Origin of the sequence: Streptomyces sp. ID05-39B, from assembly GCF_033794725.1 — a bacterium.
Classification (GTDB): domain Bacteria; phylum Actinomycetota; class Actinomycetes; order Streptomycetales; family Streptomycetaceae; genus Streptomyces; species Streptomyces bobili.
On the sequence record NZ_JARGEF010000012.1, the window covers coordinates 1 to 21,529 of the forward strand.

The window sequence follows — 21,529 nt, forward strand, 5'->3', positions numbered from 1 at the left end:
TGGGAGGTCAGGAGGCCGGGGCGGGTGTCCCGGCGGGTGGCGGTGCCGACGCGGCTCGTCGGCCGGCCCGTGCGACCGCGATCTGGCGGGCGACCCGGGGGCCGAGCACGGAGAGGACGAGCAGGACTCCGGTGACGACGATCTGCGACTGGGCGGAGACGTCCTGGAGGCTCATCACGTTCTGCAGGGCGCCGAGGAGGAAGACACCGGCGATGGCTCCGCCGAGGGTGCCCTTGCCGCCGTCGAAGTCGATGCCGCCGAGCAGTACCGCGGCGACGACGGAGAGTTCGAGGCCGGTGGCGTTGTCGTAGCGGGCGCTGGCGTAGTGCAGGGCCCAGAAGATGCCGGTGAGGGAGGCCATCACGCCGGTCAGGGTGAACAGGATCAGCTTCTGGCGCTTGACGCGGATCCCGGCGAACCGGGCGGCCTCCTCGTTGGCGCCGATCGCGAAGAGCGACCGCCCGAACGGGGTGGCGTGCAGGGCGACCACGGCGATCGCGAGGAACACCATGAAGGGCAGGAGGGCCTGCGGGACGAAGGTGTCCCCGATGCGTCCGGCCGCGAAGTCCAGGTACTGGGTGGGGAAGTCGGTGACCGCGTCGGAGCCGAGCACGATCTGCGCGATGCCCCGGTAGGCGGCCATGGTGCCGATGGTGACGGCGAGGGAAGGCAGCCCGAGGCGGGTCACCAGCAGGCCGTTGATCAGGCCGCAGACCAGGCCGAGCAGCAGGCAGACCGGGATGATCGCCTCGATGGTCATGCCCTGGTTCCACAGGGCACCCATCACCGCGCCGGACAGGCCGGCCGTGGAGGCGACGGACAGGTCGATCTCGCCGGAGACGACCAGCAGGGTCATCGGCAGGGCGACCAGCGCGATGGGGAGCGTGTTGCCGATCAGGAAGGACAGGTTGAGGGCGTTGCCGAAGCCGTCCACGACGGAGAAGCTCAGCAGGAGCAGGACGATGAGGAGAGCGCCGACGACGGTGTCCCACCGGATGGCGCGGGTCAGCGACTCAGGCATGGCGGGCGTTCCTCTTCTTCAGTGCCGACGCCACCCGCAGCGCGACCACGCGGTCGACGGCGATGGCGAGGAGGAGCAGGATGCCGTTGATGGCGAGCACCCAGACGGAGCTGACGCCGAGGGCGGGCAGCACGCTGTTGACGGAGGTCAGCAGCAGGGCGCCGAGGGCGGCGCCGTAGACGCTGCCGGAGCCGCCGGTGAAGACCACTCCGCCGACGACGACGGCGGAGACGACGGTGAGTTCGTAGCCGGTGCCGGTGCCGGAGTCGACGTTGCCGAACCGGGCCAGGTACAGGGCTCCGGCGAGGCCGGCGAGGGCGCCGCAGAAGGTGTAGGCGACGAGGATCCGCTTGCGGACGGGGATGCCGGCGAGGCGGGCGGCCTCCGGGTTGGAGCCGAGGGCGTACAGCTCGCGGCCGCTGCCGTACTGCTTGAGGTAGTAGGCGGTGGCGATCAGGACGACGAGCGCGATCATCGCCAGCCAGGGCACCGCGGAGAGGCCGCCGGAACCGAAGTCGACGAAGCCTTGCGGGAGGTCGGCCGCGGTGATCTGCCGGGAGCCGACCCAGATGGAGTCGATGCCGCGGATGATGTACAGCGTGCCGAGGGTGACGACCAGGGCGGGTACCTGGCCGAGGCTGACCAGGAGGCCGTTGAGCAGGCCGAAGCCGATGCCGAGCAGGACGGCGAGGACGACCGCGACGACGGGATTGCCGCCGCCCTGGAGGTAGACGCCGGCGGCGAAGGCGCTGATGCCGAGCGTGGAGCCGACGGACAGGTCGACGTTGCGGGTGATGACGACGAGGGACTGGCCGGTGGCGACCAGGACCAGGATCGTCGCGTTGAGCAGCAGGTCCTTGATGCCCTGCTCGGACAGGAACTCACTGTTGCCGGCCTGGGTGACGCCGATCATCACCAGGAAGACGAGCAGGATGGCCAGTTCGCGCATCTTGAAGACGCGGTCCACCAGGCGGGTGCCGTCGGCCTTGGACGCCTCGGCGGCGGGGGCTTCGGGAGCGGTCACCGTCATGCGGCGGCCCTCCCCGTGGCTGCGGCCATCACGGTTTCCTCGGTGGCGTCGGAGCGGGGGATCTCGGCGGTGAGCCGGCCCTCGTGCATCACCAGCACGCGGTCGGCCATGCCGAGGATCTCGGGCAGGTCGGAGGAGATCATCAGGACGGCGACGCCGTCGGCGGCCAGCTCGGACAGCAGCCGGTGCACCTCGGCCTTGGTGCCGACGTCGATACCGCGGGTGGGCTCGTCGACGATGAGCACCCTGGGTCCGGTGGCCAGCCACTTGGCGAGGACGACCTTCTGCTGGTTGCCGCCGGAGAGCGTGCCCACGGTGTCGGCGATGCGGGCGTACTTCACCTGCAGCCGGACCGCCCAGTCGAGCGAGCGGCTGCGTTCGGCGCCGCGGTCCATCAGGCCGGCCTTCACGGTGCTGCGGAGTCCGGTCAGGCCGATGTTGCGCTCGATGGACATGTCCATCACCAGGCCCTGGGCGCGCCGGTCCTCGGGGACCAGGGCGAGACCCGCGGCCATGGCGGTGGAGGGCGCGCCGTTGACGAGCCTGCGGCCGTCGACCTCCACCTCACCGGCGTCCCAGCGGTCGATGCCGAACACCGCGCGGGCGACCTCGGTGCGCCCGGCGCCGACCAGGCCGGCGAGTCCGACGATCTCGCCGCGCCGCACCTCGAAGGAGACGTCGGTGAAAACACCCTCGCGGGTCAGCCGGCGGACGCTGAGGGCGACCTCGCCCGGCTCGACGTGCTGCTTGGGGTACAGCTCGGCCAGGTCGCGGCCGACCATCCGGCGGACCAGGTCGTCCTCGGTCATGCCGTCGAGGGGCTCGCTGGCGATCCATGCGCCGTCACGCAGGGTCGTGACCCGCCGGCAGATCTCGAAGATCTCCTCCAGCCGGTGCGAGATGAACAGGACTGCGGCGCCCTGGTCGCGCAGGGTGCGCACGACCTTGAAGAGGCGGGCGACCTCGCTGCCGGTGAGGGCGGCGGTCGGCTCGTCCATGATCAGGACGCGGGCGTCGAAGGAGAGCGCCTTGGCGATCTCGACGATCTGCTGGTCGGCGATCGACAGACCGCGAGCCGGGCGGTCGGGGTCGAGGTCGACGCCCAGGCGCCGCATCAGGGCGGCGGTGGCCTCGTGGGTGGCCTTGTGGTCGATGCGGCCGAGGGCCCGCCGTGGCTGGCGGCCCATGAAGATGTTCTCGGCGATCGAGAGGTCGGGGAAGAGCGTGGGCTCCTGGTAGATGACGGCGATGCCGGCGTCGCGGGCGTCGCCGGGGCCGTGGAAGACGACGGGCTCACCGTCGAGCAGCACCTGACCGGTGTCCGGTCGGTGCACTCCCGCGAGCGCCTTGATGAGGGTCGACTTGCCCGCGCCGTTCTCGCCGGCGAGTGCGTGCACCTCGCCGGCGGACAGCTCCAGGGAGACGCCCCGCAGAGCGCGTACGGCGCCGAAGGACTTGGAGACGTCCCTGAGCGCGAGCACCGGGGCTGCTCCCGTGTCGGACGGGTGGGTCATGGATGGCTCCTCGACGACGCCCGCCGACGGTCCCTGAGGGCCCGTTGCGGCGTCGTGAAAGGTTTCAACTGGATTGCCGGGACGTTAGGCACTACGGACATGTCACGTCAATGGGTCCGGGTCGAAAAGTTTTCGATAGTCGAAGGTCACGCATCAGTCACGGAGAGTGGGCCTGGACGGAGGGGTTGACACACCCTCGGCAGGCTCATAGTTTCCCGTTCTGAATCGTTTCACCCGGAAGCCTTTCCGGAAGCCGTTCAGGTTGTCCTTCCGGACCGAAGTCACAGGAGCCCCAAGTGACCGACCTCACCGCGGTGAAGGCCGCACTCAAGACCCAGGCCGTAGAGACGCCGTCGTGGGCGTACGGGAACTCGGGCACCCGCTTCAAGGTGTTCGCCCAGGAGGGCGTGCCGCGCAACCCGCAGGAGAAGCTCGACGACGCCGCGAAGGTGCACGAGTTCACCGGCGTCGCCCCGACCGTGGCCCTGCACATCCCCTGGGACAAGGTGGAGGACTACTCCGCGCTTGCGAAACATGCCGTGGACCGGGGGGTGAAGCTGGGGACGATCAACTCCAACACCTTCCAGGACGACGCCTACAAGCTGGGCAGCGTCTGCCACCCGGACGCGGCGGTGCGCCGCAAGGCGGTGGACCACCTGCTGGAGTGCGTCGACGTCATGGACGCGACCGGCTCCGCCGATCTGAAGCTGTGGTTCGCCGACGGCACGAACTATCCCGGGCAGGACGACATCCGGGCACGGCAGGACCGGCTGTCCGAGGCGCTGGCCGAGGTGTACGGGCGGCTCGGGGACGGGCAGCGGATGCTGCTGGAGTACAAGTTCTTCGAGCCGGCGTTCTACACGACCGACGTGCCGGACTGGGGCACCGCCTACGCCCACTGCCTCAAGCTCGGTCCCAAGGCGCAGGTCGTCGTCGACACCGGGCACCACGCGCCGGGCACCAACATCGAGTTCATCGTGGCCACGCTGCTGCGCGAGGGCAAGCTCGGCGGCTTCGACTTCAACTCGCGCTTCTACGCCGACGACGACCTGATGGTGGGATCGGCCGACCCCTTCCAGCTGTTCCGGATCATGTACGAGGTCGTCCGGGGCGGCGGGCTGGACGCCGAGGTGGCGTTCATGCTCGACCAGTGCCACAACATCGAGGCGAAGATCCCGGCGATCATCCGGTCCGTGATGAACGTCCAGGAGGCCACGGCGAAGGCCCTCCTCGTCGACCGGTCGGCGCTGGCCGACGCGCAGGCGTCCGGCGACGTGCTGGAGGCGAACGCGGTGCTGATGGACGCCTACAACACGGACGTACGGCCGCTGCTGCGGGATGTGCGGGAAGAGATGGGGCTGAACCCCGAGCCCCTCAAGGCGTACAAGGCGTCCGGGTGGGCCGAGGCGATCGTTGCTGAGCGGGTTGGGGGGGAACAGGCCGGTTGGGGCGCGTGAGCGTCTGCCGGGAGCCGTAGTTCTCGGGCTGCGGGCCGGATGTGGCTGGTCGCGCCCACGCGGCGGAGCCGCATATCGGCACAAGCCCCGCGCCCCTTTGGGGCGCTCCTCTCACCCGTGTCCAATAGTTAGGAAAGACTGTCATGGCACCGCATCCCGAAGCCGCCGCTCTCGTCGCCCGGTCGCACCGGCTCGGCGCTGATCCCCGGAACACCAACTACGCCGGCGGCAACACGTCCGCCAAGGGCACCGGCACCGATCCCGTCACCGGCGGGGATGTCGAACTGATGTGGGTGAAGGGGTCCGGCGGCGACCTCGGGACCCTGACCGAGGCGGGGCTGGCCGTGCTGCGGCTGGACCGGCTGCGGGGGCTCGTCGATGTCTACCCGGGCGTCGGGCGCGAGGACGAGATGGTCGCCGCGTTCGACTACTGCCTGCACGGCAAGGGCGGCGCCGCGCCGTCCATCGACACCGCGATGCACGGCCTGGTGGACGCCGCCCACGTCGATCATCTGCACCCGGACTCCGGTATCGCGCTGGCCTGCGCCGCCGACGGGGAGAAGCTGACCGCCGAGTGTTTCGGGGACAGCGTGGTGTGGGTGCCGTGGCGGCGGCCCGGATTCCAGCTGGGGCTGGACATCGCCGCCGTGAAGGCCGCCAACCCGCAGGCGATCGGCTGCATCCTCGGCGGGCACGGAATCACCGCCTGGGGGGACACCGCCGAGGAGTGCGAGCGCAACTCGCTGCACATCATCCGCACCGCGGAGGCCTTCCTGGCGGAGAAGGGGAAGGCAGAACCCTTCGGGCCAGCCGTCGAGGGGTACGGGGCGCTGCCCGAGGGTGAGCGCCGGGAGCGGGCCGCCGCGCTCGCGCCGTACGTGCGGGCGATCGCCTCGCAGGACCGGCCGCAGGTCGGGCACTTCGACGACGGCGGTGTCGTCCTGGACTTCCTGGCCGCCGCCGAGCATCCGCGGCTGGCCGCGCTCGGCACCTCCTGCCCGGACCACTTCCTGCGCACCAAGGTGCGGCCGCTGGTCCTGGACCTGCCCCCCACCGCCCCGGTGGAGGAGGCCGTCGCGCGACTGAAGGAGCTGCACGCCTCCTACCGCGAGGAGTACGCCGCCTACTACCAGCGCCACGCCGAGCCCGGCTCCCCCGCGATGCGCGGCGCCGACCCGGCGATCGTGCTGGTGCCCGGGGTGGGCATGTTCTCCTTCGGCAAGGACAAGCAGACGGCCCGGGTGGCGGGCGAGTTCTACGTCAACGCGATCAACGTGATGCGCGGCGCCGAGTCGGTGTCGACGTACGCGCCGATCGAGGAGTCGGAGAAGTTCCGCATCGAGTACTGGGCGCTGGAGGAGGCCAAGCTCCAGCGGATGCCGAAGCCGAAGGCGCTGGCGACGCGGGTGGCGCTGGTGACGGGCGCGGGCAGCGGGATCGGCAGGGCGATCGCGCACCGGCTGGTCGCCGAGGGCGCGTGCGTCGTCGTCGCCGATCTGAACGCGGACAACGCGGCGGCCGTCGCCGAGGAGCTGGGCGGCCCGGACAAGGCGGTCGCCGTGACCGTCGACGTCACCTCCGAGGAGCAGATCGCCGAGGCCTTCCGGGCGGCGGCACTCGCTTTCGGCGGGGTCGACCTGGTGGTCAACAACGCCGGTATCTCCATCTCCAAGCCGCTGCTGGAGACCTCCGCGAAGGACTGGGACCTCCAGCACGACATCATGGCCCGCGGTTCCTTCCTCGTCTCGCGTGAGGCGGCCCGCGTGATGATCGCGCAGGAGCTGGGCGGCGACATCGTCTACATCGCGTCGAAGAACGCCGTCTTCGCCGGTCCGAACAACATCGCCTACTCCGCGACCAAGGCCGACCAGGCCCACCAGGTGCGGCTGCTGGCCGCCGAGCTGGGAGAGCACGGCATCCGTGTCAACGGGATCAACCCCGACGGCGTGGTGCGCGGCTCGGGCATCTTCGCGGGCGGCTGGGGCGCCAAGCGCGCGGCCGTCTACGGGGTGGACGAGGAGAAGCTGGGCGAGTTCTACGCGCAGCGGACCATCCTCAAGCGGGAGGTCCTGCCCGACCACGTCGCGAACGCCGTGTTCGCGCTCACCGGCGGCGAACTCACCCACACCACCGGACTGCACATCCCCGTCGACGCGGGTGTGGCCGCCGCCTTCCTCCGGTGACCGCCGTGAAGTCGTACGCCGCGGTCGACCTCGGCGCCTCCAGCGGGCGCGTGATGGTCGGCCGCGTCACCCCGGACTCGCTGGAGCTGGCCGAGGCGCACCGTTTCCCCAACCGGCCCGTGCGCGTGCCGGAGGGGCTGCGCTGGGACGTGCTCGGCCTGTACGCAGGGGTGCTGGAGGGGCTGCGGGCCGCCGGGCAGGTCGACTCCGTCGGCATCGACAGCTGGGCCGTGGACTACGGCCTGCTCGACGCCGACGGGGCCCTGCTGGGCAACCCGGTGCACTACCGCGACGAGCGCACGCAGGGCGTCGCGGAGAAGGTGTGGGGACGCGTCCCGGCCGCCGAGCTGTACGCGGCGACGGGGTTGCAGTACGCGCCGTTCAACACCCTGTACCAGCTCACGGCGGCCCGCGAGAGCCGTCAACTGGACTTCGCCCAGCGACTGTTGATGATCCCCGATCTGCTGTCGTACTGGCTGACCGGCGAGCAGGGCACCGAGCTGACCAACGCCTCCACCACCCAGCTCATCGATCCCCGGACCCGCGACTGGTCGTACGGCCTCGCCGCGCGGCTGGACATCGACCTCGGCCTGTTCCCGCCGCTGCGGCGGCCCGGAGACGCCGCCGGGGTGCTGCGGCCGGCGGTGCTGGAGGAGACCGGGCTGACCGGGCCCGTGCCGGTGACGGCCGTCGGGTCGCACGACACGGCGTCCGCGGTGGCCGCCGTACCGGCGACGGGCGAGCGCTTCGCCTACATCTGCACCGGTACCTGGTCCCTGGCCGGCCTGGAACTCGACGCGCCCGTCCTCACCGAGGACAGCCGCGCCGCCAACTTCACCAACGAGCTGGGGCTGGACGGCACGGTCCGCTACCTCCGCAACATCATGGGGCTGTGGCTGCTCCAGGAGTGCGTACGGGCCTGGGGCAACCCGGATCTCGGCGGGCTGCTGCGCGAAGCCGCCGCGGTGCCGGCCCTGCGGTCGGTGGTGGACGCGGGGGACGCCGTCTTCCTGGCGCCGGGACGGATGCCGGAGCGGATCGCCGAGGCCTGCCGTGCCTCCGGGCAGCCGGTGCCGGAGTCCCCGGCGGAGATCACCCGCTGCATTCTGGACTCGCTCGCGCTCGCCCACCGGCGGGCGGTCGAGGACGCCCAGCGGCTGGCCGGTCACCCCGTCGACGTCGTCCACATCGTCGGCGGCGGCACCCGCAACGCGCTGCTGTGCCAGCTCACCGCCGACGCCTGCGGGCTGCCGGTGGTGGCCGGCCCGACAGAGGCCGCCGCGCTCGGCAACGTCCTCGTCCAGGCCAGGGCGCACGGGCTGGTCGGTGACCGGCACGCCATGCGCGCCCTGCTCGCCAGGACCCAGCCGCTGACGCGCTACGAGCCGCAGGGCGGGACCGGGCGCTGGCGGGACGCGCAGGCCCGGCTCGCCGAGCGGTGACCGAGTCGGGGCCTGCCCCGGCCCGGCCCCCGGACTACCCTGCACCCATCCGATGAACAACCCCCGAGGAGCCGCGATGCGTGTCGCACTGTTCCTGACCTGTGTCAACGACACGCTGTATCCGGACACCGGCCGCGCCGTGGTGAGACTCCTGACCAGACTGGGTGTCGAGGTCGACTTCCCGATGGCCCAGACCTGCTGCGGCCAGGCCCACTACAACACCGGCTACCGCCACGAGGCCGAACCCCTCGCCCGCCACTTCTCCGAGGTCTTCGGCCAGTACGAGGCGATCGTGACGCCCTCGGGGTCCTGCGGGGCGATGGTGCGCGAGCTGTATCCGCGGATGGGCGAGCGGGCGCGCGCCGAGGGGCGCGGCGACACCCTGGCCGCGACCCTGGCGCCGGTCGTGCCGAAGACGTACGAGCTGACCGAGTTCCTCGTCGACGTGCTCGGCGTGACCGATGTCGGGGCGTACTACCCGCACACGGTGACCTACCACCCGACCTGTCACGGGCTGCGGAGCCTCGGCCTCGGGGAGCGGCCCCGGCGGCTGCTCCAGGCGGTGAAGGGGCTGGAGCTGGTGGAGCTGCCGGGCGCCGACGAGTGCTGCGGCTTCGGCGGGACCTTCGCGGTGAAGAACGCCGACGTGTCCGCCGCGATGGGCGCGGACAAGGTACGCAACGCCGAGTCCACGGGCGCGGACGTCCTGTGCGCCGCCGACAACTCCTGCCTGATGCACATCGGCGGCACGATGTCCCGGCTCCGCTCCGGTCTGCGGCCGGTGCACATCGCGGAGATCCTGGCGAGCACGGAGGAGGAACCGGCCCTATGAGCGGAACGTATCTCGGGATGCCGGCGTTTCCGAAGGCCGCCCACGAGGCGGTCGGCAACGCGACGCTGCGCAAGAATCTGCGGCACGCCACCCACACCATCCGCGGAAAACGCGCGAAGGCGGTCGCCGAACTCGACGACTGGGCGGAGCTGCGGGAGGCCGGCAAGCAGATCAAGGAGCACACACTCCGGCATCTCGACCGCTACCTCGTGCAGTTGGAGGAGTCGGTCACGGCGGCGGGCGGCATCGTCCACTGGGCGGCCGACGCCGAGGAGGCCAACCGGATCGTCGCCGACCTGGTGAAGATGACCGGCGAGTCGGAGGTCGTGAAGGTCAAGTCCATGGCCACGCAGGAGATCGGACTCAACGAGGCCCTCGAAGCCGAGGGGATCCGCGCCTACGAGACCGATCTCGCCGAACTGATCGTGCAGTTGGGCAAGGATCAGCCCTCGCACATCCTCGTCCCCGCGATCCACCGCAACCGCGGGGAGATCCGGGACATCTTCGCCCGCGAGATGAGCGAGTGGGGACGCCCCGCGCCCGAGGGACTGACGGACACGCCGGCCGAACTCGCCGACGCCGCCCGCCTGCACCTGCGCGAGAAGTTCCTGCGCGCCAAGGTCGGCGTCTCCGGGGCCAACTTCATGGTCGCCGAGACCGGCACCCTCGTGGTCGTGGAGTCCGAGGGCAACGGACGGATGTGCCTGACCCTGCCCGAGACCCTGATCTCGGTCGTCGGCATCGAGAAGATCGTGCCGACCTGGCGCGACCTGGAGGTCTTCCTCCAGACCCTGCCCCGCTCCTCCACCGCCGAGCGCATGAACCCCTACACCTCGACCTGGACCGGCACGACGGACGGCGACGGGCCCTCGGCCTTCCACCTGGTCCTCCTCGACAACGGCCGCACCGACACCCTCGCCGACGAGGTCGGCCGCCAGGCCCTGCGCTGCATCCGCTGCTCCGCCTGCCTCAACGTCTGCCCCGTCTACGAACGCGCCGGCGGACACGCCTACGGCTCCGTCTACCCCGGGCCCATCGGCGCCATCCTCAGCCCCCAACTCCGGGGCACGGCAAGCGAGATCGACGCCTCCCTGCCGTACGCCTCCTCGCTGTGCGGCGCCTGCTACGAGGTGTGCCCGGTCGCCATCGACATCCCGGAAGTGCTGGTGCACCTGCGCGAACGGGTCGTCGAGGGCGGCCCGGTGACCCGCGAGGGCAGCAAGGTGGTACTCAAGCCCGCCAAGGGACATGCCGCCGAGCGGGCGGCGATGCGGGCGGCCCGGTGGGCGTTCAGCCACCCCGGCGCCCTGCGCACCGGCCAGCGGCTCGCCTCCCGCACCCGCCGCCTGCACCCGCGCACGCTGCCGGGCCCCGGCAAGGCGTGGAGCGGCACCCGGGACCTCCCGGCCGTGCCGGCGGAGCCCTTCCGCGACTGGTGGCAGCGCACGCACGGCGGAACGGACGGTGCCAAGTGAGCAGCAGGGAACGGATCCTGGGCCGGGTACGGCGCGCGCTGGCCGACGTACCGGGCGACGAGCCGTCGTACGAGGAGGCGGTCGGCCGCGGCTATCTGCGCGAGCACGGCGACCGGAGCATCGAGGAGACGGTGGAGCTGCTGGCGGAGAACCTGGCGGACTACCGGGCGATCGTGCACCGCTGCTCGGCGGACGATCTGGCGGCGACGATCGCCGGGATGCTGGCGGCGCGGGGCACCAGGACGGTGCTCGCCCCGCCGGGCCTCGACCCCGGTTGGCTGGCGGCCACCGACGCGGAGCGGCTTCCCGACCTCGCCGGGAGCACGCCGGACGAACTCGACCGGGTCGACAGTGTGGTGACTGCCTGCGCGGTGGCGGTGGCCGAGACCGGCACCATCGTCCTCGACGGCTCCCCCGACCAGGGGCGTCGCCGTATCACCCTCGTCCCCGACCACCACATCTGTGTCGTACGCGTCCCCGGGCAGGTGGTCTCGTCCGTGCCGCAGGCCATGGAACGGCTGGACCCGGCCCGCCCGCTGACCTGGATCTCCGGCCCCTCGGCGACCAGCGACATCGAACTCGACCGGGTGGAGGGCGTGCACGGCCCGCGTACGCTGGAAGTGATCCTGGTCGGCTGAGCGGCCGTCACAACTCCCTCTGCTCCAGAGGGCTTTGGGCCGGGCCCTGGATCACCTTGCCCTGTAGGTCGAAGCGTGAGCCGTGGCACGGGCACTCCCAGGCCCGCTCCGCGCGGTTGAACGCCACCAGGCAGCCCAGGTGCGTGCAGCGTGCGGAGAGGGCGTGCAGTTGTCCGGCCTCGTCGCGGTGGACGGCGCGGCGCTCCCCGGAGACGCGCACGACCGCGCCGTCTCCGGGGGCGATCTCGTCCACGGCCGATCCGGTCCCCGTGGGCAGCCGGTCCCCCACGAAGTGACGGGCCACGTCGGCCTGGTGCTTGAGGAAGGCGGCGCCCTCGCGGACGACGGAGGCGATACGGCGCGGGTCGTAGAGGTCGTTCCAGGGGCAGACGTATCCGGTGATGCGGTCGCTGAGCATCCGGCCCGCCATGATGCCGCTGCTGAGGCCCCAGCCGCCGAAGCCGGTGGCCACGTACACGTTCTTGCTCGCGGGGTGCAGGGGCCCCACGAGCGGAACGGAGTCGGTGGACTCGTTGTCCTGGGTGGCCCAGCGGTGGGTGAAGTCCAGCTCGCCGAAGTGCCCGGTCGCCCAGTCGGCGAGCGTGCCGAACCGTTCCTCGACGTCTCCGCCGGTGCCGGGGGTGAAGTGTTCGCCGGTCACGACGAGCAGCCGCCGGCCGTCGGGCAGGGGCGCGCTGCGCACCGAGCGCGTGTTGCGCTCCGGGGTGATGTACATGCCCCGCGGCGCGCGTCCGGCGTCGATCGGCGCCGCAACGACGAGTTCGCGGCGCGGGCGGAGCCGGGTGAAGAGGAGGGCGCGGTCGAAGACGGGGTAGTGGGTGGCGACGACGACGGAGTGGGCGGTCACCTTGGTCGCGGACGCCGGGGACTCCACGGTCAGCTCGCACGGGTCACCCTCGTGGAGGTCGGTGACGCGGCTGTACTCGTGGAGGGTGCCGCCGAGCCGCCGGATGGCGTCGGCGACGGCCAGGAGGTACTTGCGCGGGTGGAACTGCGCCTGGTCGGCGACCCGGACGGCGCCCGCGACGGGGAACGGCAGTTCGGTCTCGGTCACGAACTCGGCGGGCAGCCCCGCCTCACGCGCGGCCTCCGCCTCGGCCTTCAGCAGGTCCGTGCGGGCGGGGTCCTCCGCGTAGGTGTAACTGGCGGTGTCCTCCCATTCGCAGTCGATCCCCAGCTCCTCGGCGATCTCGGCAGCGTGCCGGACGGCGTCCGTCTGGGAGCGGGCGTACAGCCGGGCGCCGTCGGGGCCGCGGGTGCGCCGCAGGTGGTCGTAGACGAGCGTGTGCTGAGCACTCAGTTTGGCCGTGGTGTGCCCGGTGACGCCCGCCGCGATCCGGTGGGCCTCCAGGACGGCGACCGAACGGCCCCGCCTGGCCAGTTCCAGGGCGGTGCTGAGTCCCGCGATGCCGGCGCCGACGACGGCCACGTCGACGGTGAGCGGCCCCTCCAACGGGGGCTCCGGATCACCCGGCGGCACGGTGTGCAGCCAGTACGACCCGTGGATGTGCGCCTGCTGTTCCATGGGCCCCGGGTTCCCGCGACGGGGCCGGTCACACGGCGGGGCGGGGGCCCGCTCAAGGGTTGGGGTCATTGTCTCCCGTCGTAGCCCTCGCGGGCCCGCTCCACCCTGGGGAGGTTGTCCGTGGCCCATTCGGCGAGGTGGGCGAAGAGGGGTGCGAGGCCGAGGCCGAGTTCGCTGATCTCGTACTCGACGCGCGGGGGCACCTCGGGATGGTAGGTGCGCACGACCAGCCCGTCGCGTTCGAGCTGTCTGAGGCGCTGGGTCAGCACCTTGGGGGTGATGCCGCCGATCCGGCGCTCCAGCTGGACGAAGCGCTGCCGGCCGTGGGTGTGGAGCGTCCACAGGATCGGCGTGGTCCAGCGACTGAACACGATGTCCACGACGGGGGCGATGGGGCAGGCGAGTTCGGGGGCGCTCGCCGGGTCCGCGGGGGCGTGGTGGGTGGCCGTCCTGCCGGTCATGCGCATCCCTCCGGGGAAGTCACTTTCCTCTAGGTACCTACTATATCGGCGGTGTTAGCGTCCCCGTCATCGACCAACGACCCATTCTGACCAGGGAGTTACTCATGATCGTGGTGACAGGGGCGACGGGGAACGCCGGCCGGGAACTCGTGCGCGTCCTCGCGACGGCGGGCGAACCGGTGACGGCGACGTCCCGGACCGTCTCGGACGCGGAAGTACCCGACGGAGTGCGTGCGGTGCGCGCCGATCTCACCGACGCGGAGAGCCTGCGGCCGGTCCTCGACGGCGCCGACGCGCTGTTCCTCCAGGACGGCGGCGTGAGCCTGCGTCTGCTCCGCCCCCGCGACCTGCTCGACGTGGCGAAGGCGGGCGGGGTCGGCCGGGTGGTCCTGCTGTCCTCCCAGGGCGTCGCGACCCGGCCCGAGTCGGAGTCGCACGGCCCTCTGGCGCGTGCCGTCGAGGACGCCGTGCGCGAATCGGGGCTGGAGTGGACGATCCTGCGGCCGGGCGGCTTCCACTCCAACGCGTTCGCCTGGGCGGAGCCGGTCCGCGCCCACCGCACCGTCGCGGCGCCCTTCGGGGACGTGGGCCTGCCCACCGTCGACCCGGCCGACATCGCCGAGGTCGCGGCCGTGGCCCTGCGCGAAGGCGGGCACGCCGGTGCCGTGTACGAGCTGACCGGCCCCGCCGCGACGACTCCCCGCGAGCGGGCGCAGGCGATCGGAGCGGCGCTCGGGGAACCGGTGCGGTTCACCGAGCAGAGCCGGGACGAGGCCCGCGCCCAGATGCTGGCGTTCATGCCCGAGCCCGTCGTGGACACCACCCTGGCCATCCTCGGCGATCCGACGCCGGCCGAGCTGCGGGTCAGCCCGGACGTGGAGCGGGTGCTGGGCCGCGCACCGCGCCCGTTCGCGGACTGGGCCCGGCGGCACGTGGCCGCGTTCCGGGGGTGACCGGTGCGACCGGGTACTGACATCCGGTGCCGATGTGCAAGCCGGATGACAAGGCCGCTGAACAAGCGCTTAGATAGTGCCCGGGGTGCTCATCCCGCTCGCCCCGTACGCGTCCGACCGCCGGAGGCCCCGTTGTTCACGTCCGTCGACGATGTCTGCGCACGCCTCGCCGAGACCGGCTATCTGGCCTCACCTTCCGTCGCCACCACCGTCTTCCTCGCCGACCGGCTCGGCAAGCCGCTCCTCGTGGAGGGGCCGGCCGGTGTCGGCAAGACGGAACTCGCCAAGGCCGTCGCCCAGGTGGCCGGGGCCCGGCTCGTGCGGTTGCAGTGCTACGAGGGCGTCGACGAGTCCCGCGCGCTGTACGAGTGGAACCACGCCAAGCAGCTGCTGCGCATCAGCGCCGGCCGCGACGAGACGTGGGACGAGGCCCGCACGGACATCTTCGGCGAGGAGTTCCTCCTTCCCCGCCCGCTGCTCACCGCGATCCGCGGCGGCGAGCCGACGGTGCTGCTGATCGACGAGACCGACAAGGCCGACGTCGAGGTGGAGGGCCTCCTCCTGGAGGTGCTCAGCGACTTCCAGATCACCGTCCCCGAGCTGGGCACGATCACCGCGACCCGCCGCCCCTTCGTCGTGCTCACCTCCAACGCGAGCCGGGAGCTGTCGGAGGCGCTGCGCCGCCGCTGTCTGTTCCTGCACATCGGTTTCCCCGAGCAGGAGCTGGAGCGGCGGATCGTCCGGCTGAAGGTGCCCGGTATCGACGCGGCGCTGGCGGAGTCGGTGGTCCGGGTGGTGGGCGCGCTGCGCGCGATGGACCTGCGCAAGGTGCCCTCCGTGGCGGAGACGATCGACTGGGCGCGCACCCTGCTCGCCCTGGGCGCCGACGCACTCGACGCGGACCTCGTGCACGACACCCTCGGCGTGATCCTCAAGCACCAGGACGATGTGCTGAAGGCCGCCGCGAAGCTCGACCTGGACGCCGTGTGACCGCCGCGACGGAGGTGACGGCGAGGCTGACGGGCCTGGTCGCCGCGCTGCGCTCGCACGGCGTGCGGATCGGCACCGGTGAGACGGTCGACGCCGCTCAGGCCGCGGCCGCCCTGGGCTTCGCGGACCGCGCGCTGCTGCGCGAGGGGCTCGCCGCGACCCTGCTGCACTCCGCGGACCAGCGGCGGGTGTTCGACACGGTCTTCGACCTGTACTTCCCGTACGGCGTCGGCGCGCCCGGAACCGGCGGGCCGGACTCCGCCGCGGCGGCGGACCGGGACGACCTGCGCGACCGGCTCGCCGCGGCCCTCGCCGACAATGACGAGGCCCTGACCGCCCGGTTGGCGATCGAGGCCGTCGACGGCCTGGGCGGATACGGCAGTTCACCGGGGGCGGACGGCTGGTCGGCGCACCAGACCCTCGAACGGCTGCGCCCGCAGACCCTGCTGGCGCGGGTGCGGGACGAGGTCCGGCGCCGCGGCGGGGCCGCCGGCTTCACCGACCGGCTGCTGGAGGACGAGGTCCGGCGGCGCATCGACGCCTTCCGGGCACTGGTGGCCGTGGAGGCGCGGCGGCGGGTGGCCGAGCGGCGCGGCCGGGACGAGATCGCGCGGCGCGCGGTGGCCCCGACCGCCGACCGGGTCGACTTCCTGTACGCGGGCCGCGACCGGCTGGCCGAACTACGGCGCACGGTCCACCCGTTGGCGCGCAAGCTCGCCACCCGGCTGGCGGCGCGGCGGCGTCGGGCATCGCGCGGCGCGATCGACCTGCGGCGCACGCTGCGCGGCTCGCTGTCGACGGGCGGGGTGCCGATGCGTCCGGTGCTGCGCCGCCGGCGCCCGGCCCGGCCCGAACTGGTGCTGCTGTGCGATGTGTCGGGCTCGGTGTCCGGGTTCTCCGACTTCACGATGCTGCTGGTGCAGGCGCTGCACGACCAGTTCAGCAAGGTACGGGTGTTCGCCTTCGTCAACCGTGTCGACGAGATCACCGGCCTGCTCCGGCACGGCTCGGCCGACCCGGAGGGCCTCGGCGCCCGCATCCGCGCGGAGGCCACCCTGACGGGCTGGCACGCCAGCAGCGACTACGGCACCTCCCTGGGCGAGTTCGCGCAACGGTACGGCGCGGCGGTCGGCCCCCGCACGACGGTCTTCGTGCTGGGCGACGCCCGCACGAACATGGGCGACCCGAACCTGCCCGCCGTACGGCGGATCCTGGGGCGGGCGCGCCGGGTGCACTGGCTGAATCCCGAGCCGCGTCCGCAGTGGGGCACAGGAGACTCGGCCGCCCTCGACTACGCCGAGCTGGTCGCGATGCACGAGTGCCGCAACGCCCACCAGCTCGGCGCGTTGATCAGCCGCATCCTCCCGGTCTGATCCGGTCGTGGGTGTGACCTGTCGGCCTCAGTCGGCCTTGGCGTACTCCTGGGCCATCTGCCCGGCGAAGTCGTAGGCCACGACCTGCTCGTCGCCGACCACCCAGGCGTCGTGGCCGGGTGAGCAGACGTAGACGTCACCGGGGCCCACTTCGCTCTCGGCTCCGTCGTCCATGCGGATGCGCAGCCGGCCCTGGGCGATGTAGCCGTTGTGGTGGACCATGCAGCTGTCGGTTCCCGCGATCGGCGCCACCGACTCCGACCAGCGCCAGCCGGGCTCGAAGGTCGCCACGGCGAAGTCGAGGCCCGTCATGTGGACGGCTTCGAGGTGTCCCCGCGGAAAGTCCCGTCGCTCGTCCGGCTTGTCGAGCGTCTTCACTTCCATCATGACGGTTCTCCTTCCGGCCGCTGTCGACCGCGGCCGGGACCGGTCTCCCCGGCGGCACCGGACGTCACCGGTGGGGGCCGGTCCCCACACGTTCATCCTCCGCCCGCTACCGGGGGGCCGCCATTCGGGTGAACCGGCATGGCGGCCCCCCCGGCCCCCTGCCGACCGGACAGCGAACCGGCAGCGGACCGGCAGGCGTTCTCAGGCGCCGTCGCCGCAGAGCCGGGCGAAGCGCTCCGCGTCGATGTTGCCGCCCGAGACGATCACACCGACCCGGCGCGGCAGGGGGCCGGCCCGCCCGGAGAGCAGGGCGGCCAGCGGGGTGGCGCCGCTCGGCTCGATCACGATCTTCAGGCGTTCGAAGGCGAAGCGCATGGCCGTGCGGATCTCGTCGTCGGAGACCAGCGCGATCGCGTCGACCAGCCGCCGGTTCACCGAGAAGGTGAGTTCGCCGGGCGTGTGCAGGGCCTGCCCGTCGGCGATGGTGTGCGGCACCGGGATCTCGACGCGCCGGCCCGCCTCCAGCGAGCGCCGGGTGTCGTCACCGGCCTCCGGCTCGACGCCGACGATCCGGATCCCCTCGTGAAGCCCCTTGGCCGCCGTGGCGCTGCCCGCGATCAGTCCGCCGCCGCCGACCGGCGCCAGCAGCGCCCCCAGCTCACCGGCCTCCTCGAGCAGTTCGAGTGCGGCGGTGCCCTGTCCCGCCATGACGTGGCGGTGCTCGTAGGGCGGGATGACGGCCAGGCCCCGCTCGGCCGCCAGGGTCTCGGCGATGGCCACCCGGTCGCCGCCGTAGCGGTCGTAGGTCACGATCTCGGCGCCGTACGCCTGCGTCGCCGCCCGCTTGGAGTGCGGCGCGTCGTCGGGCATGACGATCACCGCGGTGGTGCCGAGTTCCCGGGCGGCGAGGGCGACGGCCTGGGCGTGGTTGCCGGACGAGTAGGCGGCGATGCCGCGCGCGAGCTGCTCGCTGGTCAGCCGGGAGGCCGCGTTGTAGGCGCCGCGGAACTTGAAGGCGCCGACCCGCTGGAAGTTCTCGCATTTCAGGAGGACTTCGGAGCCGACGAGGGCGTCGAGGGTGCGGGAGCGCAGAACGGGCGTGCGGTGGGCGACGCCCTTGAGGCGGGCGGCCGCGTCGCGGACGTCGTCCAGGGTGATGATCGGCAAAGGTGCGGTCGTCACGGGTGGGCTCCCTCGGAGGTGGGGTGCGGGCCGGGCCCGGCGGCCGTCCGGGCCTGGGACAGATAGCTGTAGGCGGAGGCGCGGGAGATGCCGAGGCGGGCGGCGACCTGCTCGATCGCCCGGCGTACGGCGAACACCCCGCGTTCGTCGAGGGCGCGGAAGAGAGCGAGGCGCCGGGGCCGCTCCAGGCCGGCCCAGCTACGGTCGCGCGGCAGATGGGCGTCGAGGAGCGAGTCGACGACGGAGTCGATGTCGTCGCCGAAGGTGGTCACGGGTGTGTCCGCGGACGGACCGCCGGCCCCGGCGAGCGCGGCGAGGAGGTTCTGCACGCGACCGACCTCGGTGACGTCCACGTTGACGCAGAGGGCCCCGAACACCGTGCCGGCGGAGTCGCGCAGCACCATCGTGGAGGACTTGAGCGTCCGGCCGGCGCCGGTGCGGGTGAGGTAGTTGAGTTCGTCGTCGGCGTCGTCGCCGCGGGCGAGGACGCGCATGCCGATCTCGCTCATCGCCCCTCCGGCGGTCCGCCCGGTCACCTCCCCCGCGACGGCGACCACGGAGGTCTCCGGACGCCGGTAGTCGTGCAGCACCACCTCGCACACCGGACCGAAGGTCGCCGCGATGCCGTTCACGACGGGCCCGAGGGCACGCAGGATCGCGTCACGCTCGGCCCTGCGGGGGTCCTCGTCCGGGCGGTCCTCGACCGTCATGCGGTTCCTCCTCCGTACACCTACCCCTATTAGATCACAGTTCCAGGTGCTGGACAGGAATTCCAAGCCCACGCCCCCTCCCGTCCCGCCTTCAGGGGAACCACGGATCAAGGGGTGGCATCGCCAATTGCCGCTCTCCTAGGATGGGTTGCCGACCGCGCCAGCCCTCGGCGCGGGCCCGGACTGGGGGAAGAGATGCAGCCAGGCAAGCAGCTGTCCACGTCGATCGATGCCACGGTTCCGACAGCCGCGCGCATGTACGACCACTATCTGGGCGGCAAGGACAACTACGCGGCGGACCGCGCGGCGTGCGAGGAACTCGACAAGGTCGTCCCCAGCACGCGCGCCCTCGCCCTCAACAACCGGCGCTTCCTGCAGCGCGTCGTACGGACCCTGACGCAGGAGCACGGAATCCGGCAGTACCTGGACCACGGGTCGGGCCTGCCCACGCAGAACAACGTGCACCATGTCGCCCAGAGCATCGACCCGAGCGCACATGTCGTCTACGTCGACAACGACCCGATGGTGCTCGTGCACGGCCGGGCCCTGCTGGAGCAGGACGAACGCACCACCGTCATCCACGCCGACATGCGCGAGACCGAGGCGATCTTCGCCCACCCCGACACCGAGCGGCTGATCGACTTCTCGCAGCCGGTGGCCGTGCTGTTCAACTCCGTCTTCCACTGCATCCCGGACAGCGAGACCGACGGACCGCCGGCCGTGGTCCGCCGCGTGGCCGAACGCCTCGCGCCGGGCAGCTTCCTGGTGATGTGCCAACTGGTCAGCGAGGACGCAAAAGTCCGCGAGTTCGTCACGAACTTCATGGACCAGGCCACCCAGGGCCACTGGGGCCGGGTGCGTCAGGAGAAGGACATGGACGCGCTCTTCGCCGGCCTGGAGATCCTCGATCCCGGCCTGGTGGAGGTCTCCACCTGGCGCCCCGACACCGAGGTGGCACCCCGTCAGCTCACCCAGGAGTGGATCGAGTACGGCGGCGTGGCGAAACTGCCCTGACCCCCGCCCGGTGCGCGGGACTCACGGGGCCGGGCGGTAGCGCGTGCGCGCCGTCTCCCGCAGAAGCGCGAGGGAATCACGCGGGTTCAGCGCCTCGTCGGCCAGCCGGTCCAGCGTGACCCGGTACTCCTCCGTCTCGTCCTGGTCCTCCAGGAAGGTGGCGCTTCTGATCTGCTCGAGGTAGACGACATCGGGCAGATCGGAGCCGCCGAACCGCAGATACGTCACCGGGATCGACGGCGCGGAGGCGTGCGTGACGTCCAACGGCACCACCTGGACGGTCACATGGGGCAGCGCGGCCATGGCAATCAGGTGGTCGAGCTGCTCCCGCATGACCTCACGGCCGCCGAGCACACGCAGCAGCACCGACTCGTCCATGACGGCCCACAACTGCGGGGCGTCCGGCCGCTCCAGGAGCCGGGTGCGCCGCGTGCGCAGCTCCACCCGCCGCTCCACCTCGCGGACCGGTGCCGTCGGCAGGCCGCGCTCGACCACGGCACGGGTGTACGCCGGGATCTGCAACAGGCCCGGCACGTACTGGATCTCGAAGGTACGGATGGCGGTGGCCGCCTCCTGGAGTCCCACCAGGCGGTCGAACCACTCGGGCATCAGCCGCTTGTCATAGCGCTGCCACCAGCCCGGCTCCCCCGCCTGCCGCAGCAACCGGAGCAGGACCAAGGCCTCGTGATCCTCTGATCCGTAGAGGTTCAGCAGTGCGCGGACATCGCCCTCCGTGGGAGGGCGACGCCCCTTGCCCGCCTCGATCCGCGACAGCTTCGCCGGGCTGAAGCCGACCGCACGCGCGGCCTGGTCCTGGGACAGTCCGGCGTCCTCGCGGATGCCCGCCAACTGCACACCGACCAGCATTTTCAGCAAGGTCGGGGCGGGCTCGGCCCGGTTCAGATACGGTTCGAGGCGGGAGACGCGAGGCGACTCGGCAGACATCCTGGCTCCCCGTTCTGGCTTGCGTTGTCCGGCAGACGACAGACCTCATTGTCGCATCCGAGGGCCACCGACTGCATGGCGCACGGGAATTGTGCCGGTCCGTGCCGCCCCGACACCAGGTGATCGCATGCCGTTACAGCAGATGGTCGAACTCTCCGCCCTTCGCTCCGGCCACGAACGCCGCCACCTCGGCCGGCGTGTAGATCAGCGCCGGCCCTTCGGGGTCACGGGAGTTGCGCATCGCGACTCCTCCCCCGTCCAGGACGGCCACCTCCACACAGTTGCCCTCGGCATTGCTGTGACTGCTCTTGATCCAGCGGGCACCCAGCGCGCTCGCCGGGACTCCGTTCGGCACTGACGACACTGCACTCTCCTC

Annotated in this window: 20 protein-coding genes; 10 read left to right on the plus strand and 10 right to left on the minus strand. The window is 71.9% G+C overall.

Annotated features, from left to right (window positions below; all coding sequences use genetic code 11):
* Positions 1–7: 7 nt before the first annotated feature.
* Genes P1P75_RS05060 through P1P75_RS05070 form a run of 3 tightly spaced genes read right to left on the minus strand, consistent with a single transcriptional unit; the run spans position 8 to position 3,565 of the window.
* Positions 8–1,021: an ABC transporter permease gene (locus P1P75_RS05060; protein WP_319252192.1), complete on the minus strand. Its 1,014-nt coding sequence runs from the start codon at positions 1,019–1,021 to the stop codon at positions 8–10.
* On the minus strand, positions 1,014–2,051 hold the full coding sequence (locus P1P75_RS05065) for an ABC transporter permease (RefSeq protein WP_319252193.1): 1,038 nt from the start codon (positions 2,049–2,051) through the stop codon (positions 1,014–1,016). Before P1P75_RS05065 ends, P1P75_RS05060 begins: the two co-directional genes overlap by 8 nt.
* Complete coding sequence (locus tag P1P75_RS05070) at positions 2,048–3,565, minus strand: sugar ABC transporter ATP-binding protein (RefSeq protein ID WP_319252194.1); 1,518 nt, start codon at positions 3,563–3,565, stop codon at positions 2,048–2,050. The genes P1P75_RS05065 and P1P75_RS05070 overlap by 4 nt, the downstream gene beginning before the upstream one ends.
* A 296-nt stretch (positions 3,566–3,861) precedes the next feature.
* Here P1P75_RS05070 and rhaI point away from each other — a divergent pair, with 296 nt between their 5' ends.
* The 6 genes from rhaI (at position 3,862) to P1P75_RS05100 (ending at position 11,592) form a co-directional block, all read left to right on the plus strand.
* On the plus strand, positions 3,862–5,022 hold the full coding sequence (gene rhaI, locus P1P75_RS05075; RefSeq protein WP_319252195.1) for an L-rhamnose isomerase: 1,161 nt from the start codon (positions 3,862–3,864) through the stop codon (positions 5,020–5,022).
* A gap of 143 nt (positions 5,023–5,165) precedes the next feature.
* A complete protein-coding gene (locus P1P75_RS05080; protein ID WP_319252196.1) occupies positions 5,166–7,205 on the plus strand; it encodes a bifunctional aldolase/short-chain dehydrogenase in 2,040 nt (679 codons plus the stop codon).
* Positions 7,206–7,258: 53 nt separating this feature from the next.
* Positions 7,259–8,647: a rhamnulokinase family protein gene (locus P1P75_RS05085; protein ID WP_319252252.1), complete on the plus strand. Its 1,389-nt coding sequence runs from the start codon at positions 7,259–7,261 to the stop codon at positions 8,645–8,647.
* Positions 8,648–8,723: 76 nt separating this feature from the next.
* Positions 8,724–9,479 carry a (Fe-S)-binding protein gene (locus P1P75_RS05090; protein ID WP_319252197.1) on the plus strand — a complete coding sequence of 252 codons (756 nt, stop codon included), beginning with the start codon at positions 8,724–8,726 and terminating at the stop codon, positions 9,477–9,479.
* On the plus strand, positions 9,476–10,954 hold the full coding sequence (locus P1P75_RS05095; RefSeq protein ID WP_319252198.1) for a LutB/LldF family L-lactate oxidation iron-sulfur protein: 1,479 nt from the start codon (positions 9,476–9,478) through the stop codon (positions 10,952–10,954). Before P1P75_RS05090 ends, P1P75_RS05095 begins: the two co-directional genes overlap by 4 nt.
* On the plus strand, positions 10,951–11,592 hold the full coding sequence (locus P1P75_RS05100) for an LUD domain-containing protein (protein WP_319252199.1): 642 nt from the start codon (positions 10,951–10,953) through the stop codon (positions 11,590–11,592). The genes P1P75_RS05095 and P1P75_RS05100 overlap by 4 nt, the downstream gene beginning before the upstream one ends.
* A 7-nt stretch (positions 11,593–11,599) precedes the next feature.
* On the opposite strand, the gene P1P75_RS05105 is transcribed toward P1P75_RS05100, so the two are convergent.
* Together P1P75_RS05105 and P1P75_RS05110 are read right to left on the minus strand one after the other, a co-directional pair.
* Positions 11,600–13,138, minus strand: a complete 1,539-nt coding sequence (locus P1P75_RS05105) for an FAD-dependent oxidoreductase (RefSeq protein WP_319252200.1) — start codon at positions 13,136–13,138, stop codon at positions 11,600–11,602.
* Positions 13,139–13,203: 65 nt separating this feature from the next.
* Positions 13,204–13,599 (minus strand): helix-turn-helix domain-containing protein, encoded by a 396-nt coding sequence (locus P1P75_RS05110; protein ID WP_319252201.1) that lies wholly within the window; start codon positions 13,597–13,599, stop codon positions 13,204–13,206.
* Between the two features lie 104 nt (positions 13,600–13,703).
* Between P1P75_RS05110 and P1P75_RS05115 the strand changes: the two genes are divergently transcribed.
* The 3 genes from P1P75_RS05115 (at position 13,704) to P1P75_RS05125 (ending at position 16,915) form a co-directional block, all read left to right on the plus strand.
* Positions 13,704–14,552, plus strand: a complete 849-nt coding sequence (locus P1P75_RS05115; RefSeq protein ID WP_319252202.1) for an NAD(P)H-binding protein — start codon at positions 13,704–13,706, stop codon at positions 14,550–14,552.
* A 132-nt stretch (positions 14,553–14,684) separates the two neighbouring features.
* Entirely contained in the window at positions 14,685–15,542 is an 858-nt protein-coding gene (locus P1P75_RS05120) for a MoxR family ATPase (protein ID WP_319252203.1), read from the plus strand.
* The gene (locus tag P1P75_RS05125; RefSeq protein ID WP_319252204.1) at positions 15,539–16,915 is read left to right on the plus strand and encodes a VWA domain-containing protein; all 1,377 of its coding nucleotides are present in this window, start codon (positions 15,539–15,541) and stop codon (positions 16,913–16,915) included. Before P1P75_RS05120 ends, P1P75_RS05125 begins: the two co-directional genes overlap by 4 nt.
* Before the next feature lie 27 nt (positions 16,916–16,942).
* On the opposite strand, the gene P1P75_RS05130 is transcribed toward P1P75_RS05125, so the two are convergent.
* The 3 genes from P1P75_RS05130 to P1P75_RS05140 all read right to left on the minus strand — a co-directional run bounded on the left by P1P75_RS05130 (position 16,943) and on the right by P1P75_RS05140 (position 19,194).
* Positions 16,943–17,302, minus strand: coding sequence for a cupin domain-containing protein (locus tag P1P75_RS05130; RefSeq protein ID WP_319252205.1), 360 nt, complete (start codon positions 17,300–17,302; stop codon positions 16,943–16,945).
* Between the two features lie 201 nt (positions 17,303–17,503).
* Complete coding sequence (locus P1P75_RS05135; protein ID WP_319252206.1) at positions 17,504–18,484, minus strand: pyridoxal-phosphate dependent enzyme; 981 nt, start codon at positions 18,482–18,484, stop codon at positions 17,504–17,506.
* A complete protein-coding gene (locus P1P75_RS05140) occupies positions 18,481–19,194 on the minus strand; it encodes a helix-turn-helix transcriptional regulator (protein ID WP_319252207.1) in 714 nt (237 codons plus the stop codon). The genes P1P75_RS05135 and P1P75_RS05140 overlap by 4 nt, the downstream gene beginning before the upstream one ends.
* Positions 19,195–19,389: 195 nt before the next feature.
* On the opposite strand from P1P75_RS05140, the gene P1P75_RS05145 reads away from it, so the two are divergent.
* Complete coding sequence (locus P1P75_RS05145; protein WP_319252208.1) at positions 19,390–20,208, plus strand: SAM-dependent methyltransferase; 819 nt, start codon at positions 19,390–19,392, stop codon at positions 20,206–20,208.
* A 21-nt stretch (positions 20,209–20,229) separates the two neighbouring features.
* Here the strand turns inward: P1P75_RS05145 and P1P75_RS05150 are convergent, their stop codons facing one another.
* Complete coding sequence (locus P1P75_RS05150; protein ID WP_319252209.1) at positions 20,230–21,153, minus strand: helix-turn-helix transcriptional regulator; 924 nt, start codon at positions 21,151–21,153, stop codon at positions 20,230–20,232.
* A gap of 133 nt (positions 21,154–21,286) precedes the next feature.
* Positions 21,287–21,517 (minus strand): DUF397 domain-containing protein, encoded by a 231-nt coding sequence (locus P1P75_RS05155; protein WP_086771837.1) that lies wholly within the window; start codon positions 21,515–21,517, stop codon positions 21,287–21,289.
* Between the last annotated feature and the right edge of the window lie 12 nt (positions 21,518–21,529).

Coding starts and splice junctions, on each gene's coding strand:
- P1P75_RS05070 (WP_319252194.1), bottom strand. CDS start 3,565: ATGACCCACCCGTCCGACACGGGAGCAGCCCCGGTGCTCGCGCTCAGG.
- P1P75_RS05065 (WP_319252193.1), bottom strand. CDS start 2,051: ATGACGGTGACCGCTCCCGAAGCCCCCGCCGCCGAGGCGTCCAAGGCC.
- P1P75_RS05145 (WP_319252208.1), top strand. CDS start 19,390: ATGCAGCCAGGCAAGCAGCTGTCCACGTCGATCGATGCCACGGTTCCG.
- P1P75_RS05130 (WP_319252205.1), bottom strand. CDS start 17,302: ATGATGGAAGTGAAGACGCTCGACAAGCCGGACGAGCGACGGGACTTT.
- P1P75_RS05110 (WP_319252201.1), bottom strand. CDS start 13,599: ATGACCGGCAGGACGGCCACCCACCACGCCCCCGCGGACCCGGCGAGC.
- P1P75_RS05095 (WP_319252198.1), top strand. CDS start 9,476: ATGAGCGGAACGTATCTCGGGATGCCGGCGTTTCCGAAGGCCGCCCAC.
- P1P75_RS05085 (WP_319252252.1), top strand. CDS start 7,259: ATGGTCGGCCGCGTCACCCCGGACTCGCTGGAGCTGGCCGAGGCGCAC.
- P1P75_RS05105 (WP_319252200.1), bottom strand. CDS start 13,138: ATGGAACAGCAGGCGCACATCCACGGGTCGTACTGGCTGCACACCGTG.
- P1P75_RS05115 (WP_319252202.1), top strand. CDS start 13,704: ATGATCGTGGTGACAGGGGCGACGGGGAACGCCGGCCGGGAACTCGTG.
- P1P75_RS05080 (WP_319252196.1), top strand. CDS start 5,166: ATGGCACCGCATCCCGAAGCCGCCGCTCTCGTCGCCCGGTCGCACCGG.
- P1P75_RS05140 (WP_319252207.1), bottom strand. CDS start 19,194: ATGACGGTCGAGGACCGCCCGGACGAGGACCCCCGCAGGGCCGAGCGT.
- P1P75_RS05060 (WP_319252192.1), bottom strand. CDS start 1,021: ATGCCTGAGTCGCTGACCCGCGCCATCCGGTGGGACACCGTCGTCGGC.
- P1P75_RS05090 (WP_319252197.1), top strand. CDS start 8,724: ATGCGTGTCGCACTGTTCCTGACCTGTGTCAACGACACGCTGTATCCG.
- P1P75_RS05150 (WP_319252209.1), bottom strand. CDS start 21,153: ATGTCTGCCGAGTCGCCTCGCGTCTCCCGCCTCGAACCGTATCTGAAC.